The sequence below is a fragment of the Azospirillum sp. SYSU D00513 genome, assembly GCF_017356015.1.
Taxonomy (GTDB): Bacteria; Pseudomonadota; Alphaproteobacteria; order Azospirillales; family Azospirillaceae; genus Azospirillum.
Genome location: NZ_JAFIQV010000040.1, coordinates 24,972 through 43,283 on the forward strand (window position 1 = coordinate 24,972; position 18,312 = coordinate 43,283).

The window sequence follows — 18,312 nt, forward strand, 5'->3', positions numbered from 1 at the left end:
CTGGGGGACGCCGCGGATTCGCACGGCTTCCCCGGTTTCCAGGCTGAAGACATCCCATAGGCCGGGGGCGGCGGGGCAGGGGCGGGCATCGAATCGATTCGTCATGCCCGATAAGACTAGGTCGCCCCCGGCCTGTCTGGATTCCACCTTCGTGGTATGCGAGGTCCCGACCGGGACCGGTGAGGCGCCCTCCACCCTTTCACCCAATCCCTTGTTCCGGCTGCGTTCCAAACGATCCGATGGCGCAAAAAGCCTTCTGCCGCAAATCCAGGCGAAAGCCTGATTTGTGATCAGGAAGGGGAACGCAGTGCAGGCAGGCGCGAGCCGCCGCCTTCGATTGCCGTCCCAACGTCTGCTTTGCGCGATGTCTGCCGCAAACAGCAAGAAATCCGCCGCAGTTCTGCAAAAGCGGCTTTCGGCAACGCCCCATGCTGTAGGCTGGCAGGAGTGGCGGCTGCGTGCCGCCAATCGGTGCCGCCGATGATGCCCCCTTGCATGGAGGTGTGCCGTGCCCAACGAGCTGGTGACCAAAACCGCAGCGCCGCGCCTGTCGGTGCGGGAGGTCCGGAAGGTTTTCGGCACCCTGACGCCCCGCGCGCTGGAGATGCTGGCGCAGGGCGCGGACCGGGACGCGGTGCTGCGGGAGACGGGCGCCAGCGTCGGAGTGGACGGCGTGTCCTTCGACGTGCGGGCCGGCGAGATCTTCGTCGTCATGGGGCTGTCGGGCTCGGGCAAATCCACCCTGGTGCGCCTGCTGAACCGGCTGATCGAGCCGACCGGCGGGGCCGTCCTGCTGGACGGGACCGACCTTGGCGGGCTGTCCATGCGCGAGCTGGTCGAGGTCCGGCGGTCGCGGATGAGCATGGTCTTCCAGTCCTTCGCCCTGATGCCGCACCGCACCGCGCTGGAGAACGCCGCCTTCGGGCTGGAGGTCGCCGGCATGGGCAAGGCCGCCCGGCGGGAGAAGGCGTTGCGCGCCCTGGAGCTGGTCGGGCTCGGCGACCGGGCGGGCAAACGCCCGCACGAGCTGTCCGGCGGCATGCAGCAGCGGGTAGGGCTGGCCCGCGCGCTCGCCAACGATCCGGACATCCTGCTGATGGACGAAGCCTTTTCCGCGCTCGACCCGCTGATCCGGGCGGAGATGCAGGGCGAGCTGCTCCGCCTCCAGCGCGAGCACCAGCGCACGGTGGTCTTCGTCTCGCACGACCCGGAAGAGGCGATGCGCATCGCCGACCGCATCGCCATCATGCGCGACGGACGGCTGGTGCAGCTGGGCACGCCGTCGGAGCTGCTGGACAGCCCGGCCGACGAGTATGTCCGCTCCTTCTTCAGCAAATTCGCCGAGCAGCGCGCCATGCGACGCCGGACCGAGCGGGCCGAGGAGCTGATCCGCGGATTCGAATCGGTGGTGACCACGGCGCTCGGCGCCGTCGAGCGCTCCGCGGGCGAGCTGGACAGCACCGCCCAAACCCTGACCGGCATCGGGAATGAGACCGGCGGGCAGGCCGCCGCCGCCTCGGCCGCCGTCGGAAGGACCGCCGACGACATGCGCGCCGTCGCCGACGCCGCCCGGCAGATGTCCCAGGCCATCGCCGAGATCGGCGGGCGGGTGGAGGATTCGACCGAGATCGCCGGCCGGGCGGTGGAGCAGGCCCAGCGCACGGACAGCACCGTGCGCAGCCTGACCAGTTCGGCCGAGAGCATCGGCGGCGTCGTGAAGATCATCTCCGACATCGCCGCGCGCACGAAGCTGCTGTCGCTGAACGCCTCCATCGAGGCGGCCCGCAGCGGGGAGGCCGGGAAGGGCTTCGCCGTCGTCGCCGGCGAGGTGAAGAGCCTCGCCGGCCAGACCGCCGTCGCGACGGAGGAGATCGCCCGGCAGGTCGCCGCCATGCAGGACGCCACGCGGAGTGCCGTTGAGGCGGTGCAGGGCATCAAGGACACCATCGCCGCGATTAGCCGCATCTCCGCGGCAATCGCGGCGGCGGTGGACCAGCAGGGCGCCATCACCGGCGACATCACGCGCCGCGTGGAGCAGGCCTCCGCTGGCTCCGAAGCGGTCAACGCCAGCATCCTCAGCGTCACCGACGGCGCGGCTCGGACCGGCACGGCGACCACGCGGGTGCTGGGTGCGGCGTCCGAGCTGTCCGCCCAAGCCGACGAGCTGCGCCGGGGTGTGGACCGTTTCCTGCGCGATATCCGGGCGGGCTGAGGCACCGCCAGCCTTCTCCTTTGGTAGAGGGCTCATGCGAGGCGCTTGCCAGGCCCCGCGTTCCGGCGTATCAAGTTGCGAGTGATTTGCAGTTGCAGACGTTGACCTGCAGCGCGGAGACACGACGCAACGACGAGACGCAAAGACGCGGGAGACGATCCATGTTCGAACGCCTGGAAGGGGTGGGGCTGCCCCGGCTGGCCGGTCAGCGCGAGCGGGTGAAGCTGTGGAACGTGTCGCGCCATTACCATTGCGCCATCGTCGGCACCTGCTTCACGCCGGAGGACATGGCCTGGCTGTGCCGGCGGCTGAAGCTGGTCATGGCGCCGGGCACGCGCGACTACGACATCCACCGGACCTTCGTGGAGCAGGCGGGCGTGCCCGGCCCGGCGGCCAAGCTGATGACGAAGCGGCTGGACGAGAAATTCTCCGGCGAGATCCGGCGCTTCGCCCGCGAGAAGACGGCCGAGGGCTGGGCCGCCCTGTGGGAGGCGGCCGTGGCCTCCGGCAACGTCGCGCCGGCCTTCTGGGCGCTGGTCGGCCATGCCGGGGTCCCGGACGAGCTGCGCGTGCGCGCCTACAGCGAGGTGCACATGCTCTCGCACCTCATGGGCGGCGAGAACCGGCGCAGCCTGCGCGCCAACCAGGAGCTGAACCGGCGCTGCGCCGAGCTGGCCGAGCGGCTCGCGCGGACGGAACGGGCCTCGGTCGAGCGGGTGGCGGAGAAGGACGCCCGCATCCGTGCGCTGGAGCAGGAGCTGGCCCAGGCCCGCGCAACGCTCGCCGCGCGGGAGGCGGCAGCGCGGGAAGCCGCGGCACCGGCCCGCAACACCCGCCTGGAGAAGGAACTCGCGGTTCTGCGCCGGCGGGTCACGGCGGAGCGGATGCGCGCCCGCCTCGCCGAGGGCGAGGTCGAACGGCTGCACCGGCTGCTCGACGGCGCGTCCGCGCGGCCGAAGCGGGCACCGGCGGGCGAGGGCGCCGTCGCCATCCCCATGGACGCCTTCGAGCGCGAGCGCGCCGCCGCCCTGCCGGCCGCGGCGGCGACGCCCCGGGATCTCGGCGGGCAGTCCATCCTTTATGTGGGCGGACGCCCCAACCTGATGCCGCACATCCGCGCCGCGGTGGAGTCGCGCAACGGCTGCCTGCTGCACCATGACGGCGGGGTGGAGAAGGCGACGCGCTGCCTGGAGGGGCTGGTCGAACGCGCCGACGTGGTGGTCTGCCCCATCGACTGCATCAGCCACGACGCCTGCCTCCAGGTGAAGGGTCTGTGCCGGCGCATGCGCAAGCGCTTCATGCCGATCCGCAGCTCCGGCGCCACGAGCTTCACCCGCGCGCTCGGCGCGCTGGGGACGCCGGGCGGCGGCGATCCGGCGGAAATGGCAGATGGAAACGGTGCCGCCGCGGTCACCGCTCCATGAAGTAGCGCAAGGACAGGGCCGTCCGGCCGGACGGCTCCGCGACCGCCACGGCGGACTCCTCGAAGCCGGGCGGGCCCATGCGGATCGGCGCGTCGTTGCCGAAGCCGAGACCTTCCTTCGGCATGCCGAGGAAGTTCCGGTCGAGGTCCGTGTTGCCGTTCTCGTCATGGAAGGACTGCACGGCGTAGCGGCCGGGCGGAACGCCTCGCACCGTCACCGCGACCTCGCCGGCCCGCGCGGGCGCGCCGCCCGTGTAGGGACAGGAGGGGGTCAGGAAGGTCGTCTCCGTGCAGACGGCGACCAGCACGCTGCCCTCGGCGTTCGCCACCCCCCGCACCGTGACCGTGAGGTCGGCCGCCACCGCCCCGTCCGCTCCCGCGCCTGCCAGGGCGAAGCTCAGCAGGAGTGCCAACGCGGCGGACCGCCCCGCCACGGACAGCGTTCCGTTCCCGATCAAGCGTCGATGCAGCGCCGCCACGTGCTTCCCCGTTCCAATGAGGTCCTGTCCGCCAGTGTCCGACGGGGCGGCGGTTCCAGGCGACAGGTTTTTCGGCGAGCCGGTCGCTTTTTCAGCTCGACCGTTCGGCGGAAGGCAGGGCAAAAGCTGGGGTGGCCCGGCCCGAGAAAGGCTTGATTACCGTGGCTTTCGGAAAAAATGACGGCTTGGAGAAAAGCTGTTGACGCGCGGTGGGCGGATCGCTAAAAACCGCCCACCGCACCGGACAACGGTTGCTAAGCCCAGGTGGCGGAATTGGTAGACGCGCAGGTTTCAGGTACCTGTGGCAGAAATGTCGTGGAAGTTCGAGTCTTCTCCTGGGCACCAATTCTACGCGGCAGCGCCGCGTTGGTCATCTTCTCTTCAGGAAGGTAACCAACGCGGCGTTTCTGTTTTCGGATTCCGCCTCCTGATCTTGGCCCGTTAGACGAGCCGGGCGGACGGGATCGCTTCCGCCGCACCCGCGAACCGTTCGCCATCTCCGTATTTTGCATCCGCAGCATTCCGCGCTACACTTCGCCCACCTCGTGCCGGAAAGCGGCGCGACTGGGAGGAAGCGACAGCCGGGACATTGCCGGATTCCGGGCCGAAGCGCCCGTCCGGCGACGGACCGGAAGGGACCTGCCGCGCACAACGAAGACTTAGGTGCGGAGCAACCGGATGAAGAAAGTTTACTCCGACGCGAAGAGCGCCCTGGAAGGCGTCATTCGTGACGACATCGTGCTGCTGGCGGGCGGGTTCGGCCTGTGCGGCATCCCGGAGAACCTGATCGACGCCATCAAGGAAAGCGGCGTGAAGGGCCTCACGGTGGTCTCCAACAACGCGGGCGTGGACGGCTGGGGCCTCGGCAAGCTGCTCGAGACCCGCCAGATCCGGAAGATGATCTCCTCCTACGTCGGCGAGAACAAGCTCTTCGCCCAGCAGTACCTCTCGGGCGAGCTGGAGCTGGAGTTCAACCCGCAGGGCACGCTGGCCGAGCGGCTGCGCGCGGGCGGCGCCGGCATCCCCGGCTTCTACACCAAGACCGGCGTCGGCACGCTGGTGGCGGAAGGCAAGGAGCACAAGGATTTCGACGGCGAGACCTACATCCTGGAGCGCGGGATCGTCGGCGACATCGCCATCGTCAAGGCCTGGAAGGGCGACACCGCCGGCAACCTGATCTACCGGAAGGCCGCGCGCAACTTTAACCCGATGATGGCCACCGCCGGCAAGGTCACGATCGCCGAGGTCGAGATCCTGGTGGAGGCGGGCGAGCTTGATCCCGACCAGATCCACACGCCGGGCATCTTCGTGAAGCGCATCATCCAGGGCAAAGACTACGAAAAGCGCATCGAACAGCGCACCCTGCGCAAGCGGGCCTGAGGGAGGACCGGACAATGGCTTGGACCCGTGACGAAATGGCCGCGCGCGCGGCGCGCGAGCTGAAGGACGGCTACTACGTGAACCTCGGGATCGGCATCCCGACGCTGGTGGCGAACTTCATCCCCGAGGGGGTGGAGGTCACGCTGCAGAGCGAGAACGGCATCCTCGGCATCGGCCCCTTCCCCTTCGAGGGGGAGGAGGATCCCGATCTCATCAACGCCGGCAAGCAGACCATCACCGAGTTGAAGGACACGAGCTATTTCAGCTCCGCCGACAGCTTCGCCATGGTCCGCGGCGGCCACATCGACCTCTCCATCCTCGGCGCCATGCAGGTGGCGGAGAACGGCGATCTGGCGAACTGGATGATTCCCGGCAAGCTCGCCAAGGGCATGGGCGGCGCCATGGACCTGGTCGCCGGCGTGAAGAAGATCGTCGTGGTGATGGAGCACACCGCCAAGGACGGCGAGAAGAAGATCCTGAAGCGCTGCAACCTGCCGCTGACCGGCACGGCGGTGGTGGACATGATCATCACCGACCTGGCCGTCTTCTCCATCGACAAGGCCGGCGGCACCGGCCTGACCCTGGTCGAGCTCGCCCCCGGCGTGACGGTCGAGGAGGTCCGCGGGAAGACCGAGCCCGACTTCAAGTGGAACGGCTGAGCGGCCGTGCTTGAGAGGGCCGTCATCCCGGTGGCCCAATGAAAAGGGCGGGTTCCTTGCGGAACCCGCCCTTTTTCGTCCGTCCGGCCCCATCAGTCAGCCGCATCACTCCGCCGGTGCGGCGGCCGCGGCGTCGATGGCCGTCTCGGCGCGACGGCTGCGGGTCAGCAGCGTGTAGACGGTCGGCACGATGAACAGCGTCAGCAGCGTGCCGAGCGACATGCCGCCGACGATGACCCAGCCGATCTGCTGGCGGCTTTCCGCACCCGCGCCGGTGGCGAGCGCCAGCGGAACCGCACCCAGCACCATGGCGCCGGTGGTCATCAGGATCGGGCGCAGGCGCAGCACCGCCGATTCCACGACGGCCTCGACCTTGGAGCGGCCCTGCTCCTGGAGCTGGTTGGCGAACTCCACGATCAGGATGCCGTGCTTGGTGATCAGCCCGACGAGCGTGATCAGCCCGATCTGGCTGTAGACGTTCAGCGTGCCCCCGGTGAGATAGAGCGCCAGCAGGGCGCCCGTCATCGACAGGGGCACGGTCAGCATGATGACCAGCGGGTCGAGGAAGCTCTCGAACTGGGCGGCGAGCACCAGATAGATGAAGCCCAGCGCCAGAACGAAGACGAACATAAGACTGGATCCCGTCTCGCGGAACTCGCGGCTCTGGCCGGCATAGTCGGTCTGGGTGCCCTGGGGCAGCACCTCCGCCGCGGTCCGTTCCAGGAAGGCCAGCACCTCGCCCTGGGCGTATCCCGGCCCCAAGTTGGCGGTGATGGTCGCGGCGCGAAGCTGGTTGAAGCGGTTCAGCTCCTTGGGCGCCACGGTCTCCTTCACGTCCACGAGGTTGGAGAGCTGGATCATCTGCCCTTCGGTCCCGCGCACGTAGATGCGGCTGAGGTCCTGGGGCGTGCCGCGGTCCCGCTCGGCGAGGCGGACGATGACGTCGTACTGCTCGCCCTCCTTTTCGAAGCGGGTGACCTGCCGGCCGCCCAGCAGCGTCTCCAGCGTGCGCCCGACGGTGGAGACCTGGATGCCGGAATCCGCCACCTTGTCGCGGTTCACGGCGACCTCGATCTGCGGCTTGCTGAGCTTCAGGTCGGTGTCGAGGTTGGAGAGGCCCGGATAGTCGCGGATGCGCTCCATCATGCGGTTCACGTAATCCTCCAGGTCGGCGTAGGTGCCGGACGTCTGGATCACGAACTCGATGGGCCGGCTGGTGCCGCGCTGGCCGAAGGAGGCCTGGTTGACCGGGAAGGCGGAGATGCCGGCGATGCGCGCCAGCTCCGGCTGGATCGCGGCGGCGATTTCCTGCTGCTTGCGGTCGCGCGAGTCCCAGTCCTGGAGCTGCGCGATGGAGATCGAGCGGGTGACCTCCGGGAAGCCGGAAATGACCATGTAGGACTGCACCTCCGGAATGCCGGCCACCACCTGCTCGACCTGCCGGCTGTAGCGCGCGGTGTAGTCGATGGTGGCGCCTTCCGGGGCCGTTCCCATGACACGGATGACGCCGCGGTCCTCCACGGGGGCCAGCTCCGACTTCAGGCTGGTGAAGAGCAGCCCGCTGGCGCCCGCCACGGCCAGCCCCAGCAGCACGACCAGCGGGCGGACCCGCAGCGTGCCGCGCAGGACCGCCCGGTAGCCGTTGCCCATTCCCTCGAAGAAGCGCTCGAGCGCGTTGTAGACGCGCCCGTGGCTCTCATGCCGCTTCAGCAGCTTGGAGCACATCATCGGCGTCAGCGTCAGGGCCACGAAGCCCGACACGATCACGGCACTCGCCAGCGTCAGCGCGAATTCCAGGAACAGGCGGCCGACGCGGCCCGGGGCGAAGGCCACCGGCGCGTAGACGGCCGCCAGCGTCAGCGTCATGGCGATGACGGCGAAGCCGATCTCGCGCGTGCCGATGATGGCGGCGGGCTTGGGCTCCGTTCCCTCCTCGATGTGGCGGTGGACGTTCTCCAGCACGACGATGGCGTCGTCGACAACGAGGCCGATCGCCAGCACCATCGACAGCAGCGTCAGCGTGTTTATGGAGAAGCCCACCGCGTACATGATCGCGAAGGTGGTGATCAGCGACACCGGGATCGTCACCACCGGAATGATGGTGGCGCGGAAGGTGCGCAGGAAGAACAGGACGACGATCACCACCAGCACGACGGCTTCCACGATGGTGTGGAACACCGCCTGGATGGAGCGGTCGATGAAGACGGAGGAGTCGTAGGAGATGCGCGTGGTCATCCCCTCCGGCAGATCCTCGATCAGCTGGGGCAGCACCCCCTGAGCGGCGTTGGACACGTCCAGCGGGTTGGCGGTCGCCTGCTTGATGATGCCGATGGAGATGGCGTTCTTGCCGTCCGACCGGCTGTCGCGCCGCTCGTCGGCGGCGCCCAGCTCGACCGAGGCGATGTCGCGCAGCCGGACCAGCAGGCCTTCGGTCTGCTTCACCACCACGTCCTCGAACTGGGCGGGGTTGACCAGGCCGGTGCGCGACAGCACGGTGAATTCGCGGTCGGTGCTCTCGATGCGGCCCGAGGGGATCTCGACGTTCTGGCCGCGCAGCGCGTCTTCCACGTCCTGCGTCGTCAGGCCATAGGCGGCGAGCCGGGCGCGGTCCACCCAGATGCGCATGGCGTAGCGCCGCTCGCCCATGATCTGCACGTCGGCGACGCCCGGCAGGTTCTTGAAGCGGTCGACGACGAAGCGGTCGATGTAGTCCGTGATCTCCAGCGGCGACATGCGGTCGCTGATGAAGGGCAGGTAGATGATCGGCTGGGCGTCGGCCTCCACCTTGGAGATGACCGGCTCCTCGATCTCCTCCGGCAGGCGGCCCCGCACCCGGCTGGCGCGGTCGCGCACGTCGCTGGCCGCGACGTCGGGATCGATGGTGGAGCGGAAGGTGACCGTGATGCGGCTGGATTCCGGCCGGCTGATCGAGGTCAGCGTGTCGATGCCCTCGATGCCGGCGATGGACCCTTCCAGGACCTGGGTCACCTGGGTCTCGATGATCTCGGCGCTGGCGCCGGGATAGTCGGTCCGGATGGACACGACCGGCTCGTCGATGTTCGGGTACTCGCGCACCGTCAGCCGGTCGTAGCTGACGACGCCGAGCAGCAGCATGATCAGGCTGAGGACGGTCGCGAAGACCGGCCGCTGCACGCAGATTTCGGAAATGCGCATGGATCAGGACCCCTGCGGCGGATTCACCACCTCGACGGCGACACCGTCGCGCAGGCGCTGTTGGCCGGCGGTCACCACGATCTCGCCCGCCGTCAGCCCGTCCAGCACCTCGACTTCGCCGGCGCGGCGCTGGCCGAGCCTCACGGGGCCGCGCACCGCCTTGCCCTCGACCACGCGATAGACGAAGCGGGTCTCGCCCTCCGGCACGATGGCCCCTTCGGGCACCAGCAGCGCGTTCTCGCGGCTGGCGGCGGCGATGGTGACGCGGGCGAACAGGCCGGGCCGCAGGATGCCGTCGGTGTTGGGCACGTTGGCACGGATCTGCAGCGCGCGGCCGTTCACGTCCACCTGCGGGGCGATGGCGCTGATCTGGCCGGCGAAGCGGCGGCCGGGCAGGGCGTCGGCGGTCAGCTCGATCGTCTGCCCGGTCCTGACGGCGGACAGGAAGGTCTCCGGAACGCGGAACTCCACGCGCAGGGGGTCGATGGTCTGCAACGAGATCAGCGCCTCGCCCCGGCTCACATACTCGCCTCGGCTGACCGAGCGCAGCCCGAGCACGCCGGAAAAGGGCGCGCGGACCGAGGTCTTGTCGAGCTGAGCCTGCGCCAGCGACACGCTGGCCCGCGCCGATTGAAGGGCTGCCAGCGCCTCGTCGCGGGCGCGCAAGGTGCCGGAACTCTGGCGCACCAGCGTGTCGGCGCGCTCGTAATTGGCCTGGGCCAGGGTCAGCTGGGCCTTGGCCTGGTCCAGTTCGGCCTTGAGGATGGCGTCGTCGAGCCGGACCAGCAGGTCGCCGGCCTTCACCGGCGTGCCCTCCTCGAACAGGATCTCGGAGACGACGCCGTCGATCTCCGGCGAGAGCACCACGGATTCACGGGATTGCAGGGTGCCCAGCGCCTCGATGGTGACCGTCACCGTGCCGGCGCGCACCTTCGCCGTCTCCACCGCGGGGCGGGGCGGCGGCTTGGCCGCCTGGCCGGCGGGCTGCGGCTGCGCCTGGACGCTGCCGAGAAACCAATATCCCCCGCCGCCGAGCGCCAAACCGCCGGCGAGCAGGAGTCCGAAGAAATGCGTGCGTTTCATGCGCTCGCCGGTCCCCTGTTGATCAATCGGCGCCGGACGGCGGAACCGGGGAGAAAGCAGAGCTGTTTCCCGCCGGACCCGGCCACGCCAATATCATTCGTACCAAGAATCGTTCTAGAATCTACACGTGGGCCGCCCCCCTTCAAGACGGGCGGGGGAGAGGCCGGATCACATGTCCGTGCGGTCGCCCGAAAAGCGTTCGGAAAACAGTCTTTCCGGAACGGGGCCGCCGACGCGCGGATCATACTCCCGCGCGGCTGCGCATGGCAGTGAGTATACTGTAACGAAGTGTAACCGCCGGATGTGCCGGCCCCGGACCCGGGGCTCTTCAGGCCGCCTTGTCGCCCGCAAGGGCGCGCAGCACGGCCTCCGGTTCCCGCTCGATCACCGTCAGATAGGCCTTGGTCGCCGCGTCCGCCTCCCGGCGCCCTTGTTCCCAATCACGCAGGCTGGCGACCGGAAAGCGGAACCGCTCCGCGAAGGCCGCCTGTGACAGGCCGGTCTTCTGGCGGATCCGCCTGACCCGCGCGCCGAAGAAGGCCCGGTCCAGCTCCTCGTCCGACAGGATGGGTGCTGCGTCCGGGTTCTCGGCCACCTGGCGTTCGATGTCCTCGTCGGTCATGGCGTCGATGGCGTCCCAGTCGATCTCCGGCATGACGAACGGGCGCTCCGTTCCGTCCGGCAGGATCTCGACGATGGAACCGTCAGGCTTGGTGGTGACTGTGATGATATTTTCGTTGCTCACGGATGTTGGCCTTTCTCACCGAGATGAACCGGACCGTCTCGTCGCGCAGATGATAAGTGGCGACATAGAGCCGCTTTCCGACATGGCCGAAGCAGTTGAACCGTTCCTCACCATAGTCGAAACGGCTGTCCGGGATGTGGACTGCCCTCGGGTCGCTCAGGATCAGGATGCCATAAGCCAGCGGCAGCTTGTGCTTGGCGAGATTGATGGCGTCCTTGGCCGGATCTATGGCGATCTTCACAGGATTAAAGAATACGGCATTGCCGTACTCCCGTCAATGAAAACGTTTGGATGATGCCTGCTCACTCGCCCGGGAGGGGGATGCGCGTGTCGGCCAGCACGGACTTCACCCTTGCCAAGTGCCGGCGCGCCGGCGCGCCGAGCTTCAGCGCCACGCCGGTGGACAGCACGTCCACGGTGGTGAGCTGGACCAGCCGCGAGGCCATCGGGGTGAAGATCTCCGCGTCCTCCACCGGCTCGTTGCCGATCAGGACCGTGGCGGCCTGGGCCAGGGGGGAGCCGGGCACGGTCAGGGCGATGACGGGCGTGCCGAGGTCGCGGGCGACCTGGGCCATCTCGATGATCGGGATGCTGCGCCCGGTGTTGGAGATGACCAGCAGCGCGCCGTCCCGGCCGAGATTGACCGCCAGCATCCGGCCGAGCAGCGGGTCTGTGCAGGCCTGGGCGTCCAGCCCGAGCCGCAGGAACTTGTGCGCCGTGTCCTCGGCCAGGGGACCGGAAGCCCCCATGCCGACGCACAGGATGCGGGGTGCGGCGGCCAGCAGATCGACCGCGCGGGCCACGGCGGCGGTGTCCAGCCGGTCCGACGCCTCGCCCAGCGCGGCGGCGGCCGATGAAAAGATTTTTCGCGCGAAGACGGAGACGTCGTCGTCCGGCGCCACGTCCTGGCTGATGAAGGGCGTGCCGCGCGCCTGGGATTCGGCCAGCCGCAGCTTGAAGTCGGGGAAGCCGGCGCAGCCAATGCTGCGGCAGAAGCGCACCACCGTCGCCTCGCTGACGCCGGCCGCCTGGGCAAGTGCCGTGATGTTCAGGGTCAGCACCCGGCGCGGGTCGGCCAGCACCATCCCGGCCACCTGGGCTTCGGACGGCTTCAGATCCGGCGTCTGCCGGCGGATGTCGTCGAGGATCTGGAGCGGCTTCAGCATCATGTCGGTCCGGAAGAGGGAAGGGGCTGGCACCAAAGTATGGCGATGATTTTCATCGCTGCGAGGTAGAATAGCCGCTTTCCATTGGAATGGGTGCTGGAACTTGCCGAAAACCGGCTCTCATGAAGAAAATTTTCTTCACAGCATCGGCCGATGGTCGTAAGGTCCGCCGCAGGCACGACGCCACCCCGATCAGGACATCCTGATCAGGTCAGGGCCACTCGCAGCGGAGCGGATCGATGGCACAGTCACTCCATCCCATCGTCACCCAGGTTACCCAGCGCATCCGGGAGCGCAGCCGCGACAGCCGCGGCGCCTACCTGGCCCGGCTGGAGGGCGCCTCCGCGCAGCCCCGGCGGGAGAAGCTGGGCTGCGCCAACCTGGCCCACACCTTCGCGGGCTGCGGCGCCGGCGACAAGGAAGGGCTGCGCTCCGGCGGCAAGCCGTCCATCGGCATCGTGACCGCCTACAATGACATGCTGTCGGCCCACCAGCCCTATGAGACCTACCCGGCCCAGATCCGCGAGGCGGTGCGCGCGGTCGGTGGCGTCGCCCAGGTCGCCGGCGGCGTGCCGGCCATGTGCGACGGCATCACCCAGGGCTATGCCGGCATGGAGCTGTCGCTGTTCAGCCGCGACGTCATCGCCATGGCGACGGGCGTCGCCCTGTCGCACGACACCTTCGACGGCGCGCTGTGTCTGGGCATCTGCGACAAGATCGTGCCCGGCCTGATGATCGGCGCGCTCGCCTTCGGCCATCTGCCGACGGTCTTCGTGCCGGCCGGCCCGATGCCCACGGGCATGTCGAACGGCGAGAAGAACCGCATCCGCCAGCTCTACGCCCAGGGCAAGGTGGACCGCGCGGCCCTGCTGGATGCGGAATCGGCCTCCTACCACAGCCCCGGCACCTGCACCTTCTTCGGCACGGCCAACACCAACCAGATGCTGATGGAGATGATGGGGCTGCACCTGCCGGGCGCCAGCTTCGTCAACCCCGGCACGCCCCTGCGCACCGCCCTGACCGACGCCGCCGCCCGGCGCGTCGTCGCCATGACCGGCAAGGGAACGGAGCCCGCGCCCGGCACGCCCATCGGCTACATCGTGGACGAGCGCGCCGTTGTGAACGCCATCGTCGGGCTGCTGGCGACGGGCGGCTCGACGAACCACACGCTGCACATCCCGGCCATCGCCAACGCCGCCGGCATCAAGCTGACCTGGGACGACTTCGCCGATCTCTCGGCGGTCGTGCCGCTGCTGGCACGCGTCTACCCCAATGGTGCCGCCGACGTGAACGCCTTCCACGCGGCGGGCGGCATGCCCTACGTCATCTCCCAGCTTCTCGACGCCCGCCTGATCCACGCCGACGTGAACACGGTGCTGGGCGAGGGCGGGATGGAGGCCTACCGGCGCATGCCGGCGCTGGAGGACGGCGAGCTGGTCTGGAAGCCCGTCGGCCCGAGCGGCGACGAGACGGTGCTCTCCAGCGCCGCCAAGCCCTTCGCCAAGGAGGGCGGCCTGCGCGTGCTGACCGGCAATCTCGGCCGCGGCGTCATCAAGATCTCCGCCGTCAAGCCGGAGCATCATGTGGTCGAGGCCCCGGCCCTGGTCTTCGACAGCCAGGAGGCGGTGCAGGAGGCCTTCAAGCGCGGCGAGCTGAAACGCGACGTGGTCGTCGTCGTGCGCTTCCAGGGCCCCGCCGCCAACGGCATGCCGGAGCTGCACAAGCTGACCCCGCCGCTCGGCGTGCTCCAGGACCAGGGCTACAAGGTGGCGCTGGTCACCGACGGGCGCATGTCGGGCGCCAGCGGCAAGGTGCCGGCGGCCATCCACGTCACGCCGGAGGTGAAGAACGGCGGCCCGCTCGGCAAGCTGCGCGATGGCGACATCGTCCGGCTCGACGCTGCCAACGGCACGCTGGAAGCGCTGGTGGACCCGGCGGAGTGGGAGGCGCGCACCGTCACCGTGCCGGAAACCCTGCCCGGCGGCTTCGGCGTCGGCCGCGAGCTGTTCGGCGTCTTCCGCGACAAGGCCGGCAGCGCCGAGAACGGCGCGTCGATTTTCCAGTAACGTCTTGAACCAGGATCGCTCTTGAACCAGAAACCTCATCTTTCGACCGTCATTCCCGCGAAAGCGGGAATCCAGGGCACATCGGCAACGTTCTGAAACGCTCTGGATCCCCGCTTGCGCGGGGATGACGATGGAAGGTGGTTTTTCGTTCGTGAATGCGACAGTGTGCCGCCAAATTCAAAAACAAGAGGGGACAAGGCTATGAGTGCGCAGAAGAAGGACGTGGTCGCGGTGCTGCGCGGCGTTCCGGTCATCCCGGTCCTGATTTTCGACGACGTCGAGACGGCGGTGCCGACGGCCAAGGCGCTGGTCGCCGGCGGGCTGCCGGTGCTGGAGGTCACGCTGCGCACGCCCGTCGCCCGCGAATGCGTCCGCCGCATCCTCGCCGAGGTGCCGGACGCCACGGTCGGCGTCGGCACCGTGCTGACCCCGCAGCAGCTCAAGGAGGCCGAGGCCGACGGCGTCGCCTTCGCGGTCAGCCCCGGCGCCACGCCGCGCATCCTGGACGCCGCAGACGACAGCGCCGTGCCGCTGCTGCCGGGTGTGGCCACGGTCAGCGAGGCCATGACGCTGGGCGAGCGCGGCTACGGCATGCTGAAGTTCTTCCCGGCCGAGGCGAACGGCGGCGCGCCGGCCCTGCGCTCCTACGCCTCGCCGCTGCCGCACCTGCGCTTCTGCCCGACGGGCGGCGTCACGCTGGCGAACGCGCCCTCCTACCTGAAGCTGCCCAACGTCGTCTGCGTCGGCGGCTCCTGGCTGACTCCGGCCGACGCCCTGAAGAAGGGCGACTGGGACGCCATCCGGAAGCTGGCCGAGGAAGCCAGCGCGTTGAAGGCCTGAGGATCCTGCCCGCGGGAGGCCGGTCCTCCCGCGGGCTCCCGCACCGCCCAAGTAATTGCACGTTATACTGATAGTCTGTATAGCGCAACAATTGCGGCTGTTCTTCCGCTTTCCGGCAAAGCGCGCCGCGAGGACTTGGCAGACGGAATGGATAGGCGCAAAGTCGTGAGACGTGCCCGGCGGCGTGCGGACGCATGCCCATCGCGGCCCCTGCCGGGCACCGAAACCTGACGAGAGCAGCACCCGAACGCGCATCACCCAGCAGCATTTCCGGCACGAACACCTCTAGCGACGGACGACGCGACATGCCAGGCCTCACCACCCTTGACACCCCCGACAAGGACCAGCCGCTTCGGGACGACATCCGTCTGCTGGGCCGCATCCTCGGCAACACCGTGCGCAGCCAGGAAGGCGAAGCCGTCTTCGAGATCGTCGAGCGCATCCGCCAGACCTCGATCCGCTTCCACCGGGAGGAGGACGAGGCGGCGCGCCACGAGCTGGAGGAGCTGCTGAACAGCCTGTCGCTGGCCCAGACCTCGCGCATCGTCCGCGCCTTCAGCTATTTCTCGCACCTCGCCAACATCGCCGAGGACCAGCACCACATCCGCCGCAACCGCGCCCACGCGCTGGCCGGCTCCACCACGCCGCGTCCGGGCTCCATGGACTGCGCGCTGGCGCACGCGCGGGATGCCGGCATCACGGCGGCGCAGCTCCAGGCCTTCTTCGACGACGCCCACATCAGCCCGGTCCTGACCGCGCACCCGACCGAGGTGCAGCGCAAGAGCATCCTGACCCGCGAGATGGAGATCGCCCATCTCATGGCCGAGCGGGAGCTTTACCGGATGACGCCCGACGAGGAGCGGGCGAACGAAGAGGCGCTGTGCCGCGCCGTGCTGACGCTGTGGCAGACCAACATCCTGCGCCGGACCAAGCTGACCGTCATCGACGAGGTGGTGAACGGCCTGTCCTTCTACGACTACACCTTCCTCAAGCAGCTCCCGCGCCTCTACGTCACGCTGGAGGACCAGCTGCGCGCCACGGTGCCCGGCTGGAACGGGCATGAGCTGCCGTCCTTCCTGCGCATCGGGAGCTGGATCGGCGGCGACCGCGACGGCAACCCCTTCGTCACGGCCGATGTGCTGCGGAAGGCGATGCGGATGCAGAGCAGCCAGGCCATCCGCTTCTATCTGGAGGAGCTGTTCCTGCTCGGCAACGAGCTGTCGCTGAACTCCCGCGCGGTCACCGTCTCCGACCAGCTGCTGGAGCTGATCAAGCGCTCGCCCGACGGGTCGCCGCGCCAGGACGAGCCCTACCGCCGCGCCATCGGCGGAATCTACGCCCGGCTGGCGGCGACCGGCCGGGAACTCAGCCAGCTCCAGGCGCCGCACCGCCACTGGCCGCACGGCGAGCCCTACACCGACGCGGCCGAACTGCGGGCCGACCTCGACCTGCTCGACCGGTCGCTGGTGGCGAACGGCTCGGCGGCGCTGGCGCGCGGCCGGCTGCGCAGCCTGCGCCGCGCCGTGGATATCTTCGGCTTCCACCTGGCGAGCATCGACCTGCGCCAGAACTCCGACGTGCACGAGCGCACGGTGGCCGAGCTGCTGTCCTCCGCCGGGACGGAAGGGGACTACCTGTCCCTGTCCGAGGAGGAGCGCATCGCGCTGCTGCTGGCGGAAATGAGCAGCCCGCGCCCGCTCTCCTCGAGCTTCCTGACCTATTCGGACGAGACCAACTCCGAGCTGAACATCCTGCGCACGGCGGCGGATGCGCGCCGCCGCTACGGCGCCTGTGCCGTGACCAACTGCATCATCTCCAAGGCGGACGGCGTGTCCGACATACTGGAGGTGGCGGTCCTGCTGAAGGAAGCCGGGCTGCTGCGTCCGCGCGAGGGCGTGCTGGACCTGAACATCATCCCGCTGTTCGAAACCATCGGCGACCTGCGCAACGCCCCCCAGGTCATGGACCGGCTCTTCTCCATCCCCGAATACAAGGCGCTGCTGGACAGCCGCGGCGGGGTGCAGGAGGTGATGCTGGGCTATTCGGACAGCAACAAGGACGGCGGCTTCCTGACCTCGGGCTGGGAGCTGTACAAGGCGGAGATCGCGCTGGTCGAGGTGTTCCGCGGCCATGGCGTGAAGCTGCGCCTGTTCCACGGCCGCGGCGGCTCGGTCGGCCGCGGCGGCGGCCCGAGCTACCAGGCGATCCTGGCCCAGCCGGGCGGCGCCGTGCAGGGCAAGATCCGCATCACCGAGCAGGGCGAGGTCATCGCCGGCAAATACTCCAACCCGGAGGTCGGCCGCCGCAACCTGGAGACCATGGCCGCCGCGACCTTGGAGGCGACGCTTCTCCAGCCCGAGCACGCCGCCCCGCGCGAGGAGTATCTCGCGACGATGCAGGAGTTGTCGAACCACGCCTTCCGTGCCTATCGCGGCCTCGTCTACGAGACGGAGGGGTTCGAGCGCTACTTCTGGGAATCCACGGTGATCGGCGAGATCGCCAACCTGAACATCGGCAGCCGCCCGGCCTCGCGCAAGAAATCCACGCGGATCGAGGATCTCCGCGCGATCCCCTGGGTGTTCAGCTGGGCGCAGTGCCGCCTGATGCTGCCGGGCTGGTACGGCTTCGGCACCGCCGTGAAGGCCTGGCTCGCCGCCAACCCCAAGGACGGCATGGCGAAGCTCCAGGCGATGCACCGGGAGTGGCCCTTCTTCCAGACCCTGCTGTCGAACATGGACATGGTGCTCTCCAAGAGCAACATCGCCATTGCGTCGCGCTACGCGGAGATGGTGTCCGACCCGGCCCTGCGGGAGGCGATCTTTTCGCGCATCCGCACGGAATGGCAGGACACCATCGACGCCCTGCTGACCATCACCGGGCAGAGCGAGCTTCTGGAGAGCAACCCGCTGCTGGCGCGCTCCATCCGCAACCGCTTCCCCTATCTGGACCCGCTGAACCACGTCCAGGTCGAGCTGCTGAAGCGCCACCGTGCGAGCGGCGGCGACGAGCAGCTGGCCAACGGCATCCATCTGACCATCAACGGCGTCGCCGCCGGCCTGCGCAACAGCGGCTGAGGCCGGCGCTA

The 18,312-nt window shown here is 68.8% G+C and carries 13 protein-coding genes and 1 tRNA gene; 8 read left to right on the forward strand and 6 right to left on the reverse strand.

Annotation, left to right across the window (positions count from 1 at the left end; genetic code table 11):
• Positions 1–508: 508 nt before the first annotated feature.
• Both JUB11_RS33430 and JUB11_RS32970 read left to right on the forward strand, forming a co-directional pair.
• Entirely contained in the window at positions 509–2,212 is a 1,704-nt protein-coding gene (locus JUB11_RS33430; RefSeq protein WP_207461455.1) for a betaine/proline/choline family ABC transporter ATP-binding protein, read from the forward strand.
• A gap of 161 nt (positions 2,213–2,373) precedes the next feature.
• Positions 2,374–3,636 (forward strand): DUF2325 domain-containing protein, encoded by a 1,263-nt coding sequence (locus tag JUB11_RS32970; RefSeq protein WP_247887301.1) that lies wholly within the window; start codon positions 2,374–2,376, stop codon positions 3,634–3,636.
• Here JUB11_RS32970 and JUB11_RS24725 read toward each other — a convergent pair.
• Positions 3,623–4,069, reverse strand: a complete 447-nt coding sequence (locus JUB11_RS24725; protein WP_348771500.1) for a DUF2141 domain-containing protein — start codon at positions 4,067–4,069, stop codon at positions 3,623–3,625. The genes JUB11_RS32970 and JUB11_RS24725 overlap by 14 nt on opposite strands.
• Positions 4,070–4,372: 303 nt before the next feature.
• Between JUB11_RS24725 and JUB11_RS24730 the strand changes: the two genes are divergently transcribed.
• From JUB11_RS24730 to JUB11_RS24740, 3 genes are all read left to right on the forward strand, one after another.
• Positions 4,373–4,459, forward strand: a tRNA-Leu gene (locus tag JUB11_RS24730).
• Positions 4,460–4,792: 333 nt separating this feature from the next.
• Entirely contained in the window at positions 4,793–5,494 is a 702-nt protein-coding gene (locus tag JUB11_RS24735) for a CoA transferase subunit A (protein ID WP_207461456.1), read from the forward strand.
• A 14-nt stretch (positions 5,495–5,508) separates the two neighbouring features.
• A complete protein-coding gene (locus JUB11_RS24740; RefSeq protein ID WP_207461457.1) occupies positions 5,509–6,153 on the forward strand; it encodes a CoA transferase subunit B in 645 nt (214 codons plus the stop codon).
• 105 nt (positions 6,154–6,258) lie between these two features.
• Here the strand turns inward: JUB11_RS24740 and JUB11_RS24745 are convergent, their stop codons facing one another.
• The 5 genes from JUB11_RS24745 to JUB11_RS24765 all read right to left on the reverse strand — a co-directional run bounded on the left by JUB11_RS24745 (position 6,259) and on the right by JUB11_RS24765 (position 12,324).
• Entirely contained in the window at positions 6,259–9,327 is a 3,069-nt protein-coding gene (locus JUB11_RS24745) for an efflux RND transporter permease subunit (protein ID WP_207461458.1), read from the reverse strand.
• A 3-nt stretch (positions 9,328–9,330) separates the two neighbouring features.
• On the reverse strand, positions 9,331–10,410 hold the full coding sequence (locus JUB11_RS24750; RefSeq protein WP_207461459.1) for an efflux RND transporter periplasmic adaptor subunit: 1,080 nt from the start codon (positions 10,408–10,410) through the stop codon (positions 9,331–9,333).
• Positions 10,411–10,738: 328 nt separating this feature from the next.
• Positions 10,739–11,155, reverse strand: a complete 417-nt coding sequence (locus tag JUB11_RS24755; protein WP_207461460.1) for a helix-turn-helix domain-containing protein — start codon at positions 11,153–11,155, stop codon at positions 10,739–10,741.
• A complete protein-coding gene (locus JUB11_RS24760) occupies positions 11,115–11,396 on the reverse strand; it encodes a BrnT family toxin (RefSeq protein ID WP_207461461.1) in 282 nt (93 codons plus the stop codon). The genes JUB11_RS24755 and JUB11_RS24760 overlap by 41 nt, the downstream gene beginning before the upstream one ends.
• Positions 11,397–11,457: 61 nt before the next feature.
• Positions 11,458–12,324, reverse strand: a complete 867-nt coding sequence (locus JUB11_RS24765) for an SIS domain-containing protein (RefSeq protein WP_247887302.1) — start codon at positions 12,322–12,324, stop codon at positions 11,458–11,460.
• A 236-nt stretch (positions 12,325–12,560) separates the two neighbouring features.
• Here JUB11_RS24765 and edd point away from each other — a divergent pair, with 236 nt between their 5' ends.
• From edd to ppc, 3 genes are all read left to right on the forward strand, one after another.
• Entirely contained in the window at positions 12,561–14,387 is a 1,827-nt protein-coding gene (gene edd, locus JUB11_RS24770; protein ID WP_207461462.1) for a phosphogluconate dehydratase, read from the forward strand.
• A gap of 201 nt (positions 14,388–14,588) precedes the next feature.
• On the forward strand, positions 14,589–15,227 hold the full coding sequence (locus JUB11_RS24775; RefSeq protein WP_207461463.1) for a bifunctional 4-hydroxy-2-oxoglutarate aldolase/2-dehydro-3-deoxy-phosphogluconate aldolase: 639 nt from the start codon (positions 14,589–14,591) through the stop codon (positions 15,225–15,227).
• 305 nt (positions 15,228–15,532) lie between these two features.
• The gene (ppc, locus tag JUB11_RS24780; RefSeq protein ID WP_207461464.1) at positions 15,533–18,301 is read left to right on the forward strand and encodes a phosphoenolpyruvate carboxylase; all 2,769 of its coding nucleotides are present in this window, start codon (positions 15,533–15,535) and stop codon (positions 18,299–18,301) included.
• Positions 18,302–18,312 lie beyond the last annotated feature (11 nt).

What these genes read in the sequence shown, in the direction of transcription:
- edd (WP_207461462.1), top strand. Translation starts at nt 12,561, where the DNA reads ATGGCACAGTCACTCCATCCCATCGTCACCCAGGTTACCCAGCGCATC.
- JUB11_RS32970 (WP_247887301.1), top strand. Translation starts at nt 2,374, where the DNA reads ATGTTCGAACGCCTGGAAGGGGTGGGGCTGCCCCGGCTGGCCGGTCAG.
- JUB11_RS24740 (WP_207461457.1), top strand. Translation starts at nt 5,509, where the DNA reads ATGGCTTGGACCCGTGACGAAATGGCCGCGCGCGCGGCGCGCGAGCTG.
- ppc (WP_207461464.1), top strand. Translation starts at nt 15,533, where the DNA reads ATGCCAGGCCTCACCACCCTTGACACCCCCGACAAGGACCAGCCGCTT.
- JUB11_RS24745 (WP_207461458.1), bottom strand. Translation starts at nt 9,327, where the DNA reads ATGCGCATTTCCGAAATCTGCGTGCAGCGGCCGGTCTTCGCGACCGTC.
- JUB11_RS24775 (WP_207461463.1), top strand. Translation starts at nt 14,589, where the DNA reads ATGAGTGCGCAGAAGAAGGACGTGGTCGCGGTGCTGCGCGGCGTTCCG.
- JUB11_RS24750 (WP_207461459.1), bottom strand. Translation starts at nt 10,410, where the DNA reads ATGAAACGCACGCATTTCTTCGGACTCCTGCTCGCCGGCGGTTTGGCG.
- JUB11_RS24765 (WP_247887302.1), bottom strand. Translation starts at nt 12,324, where the DNA reads ATGATGCTGAAGCCGCTCCAGATCCTCGACGACATCCGCCGGCAGACG.
- JUB11_RS24735 (WP_207461456.1), top strand. Translation starts at nt 4,793, where the DNA reads ATGAAGAAAGTTTACTCCGACGCGAAGAGCGCCCTGGAAGGCGTCATT.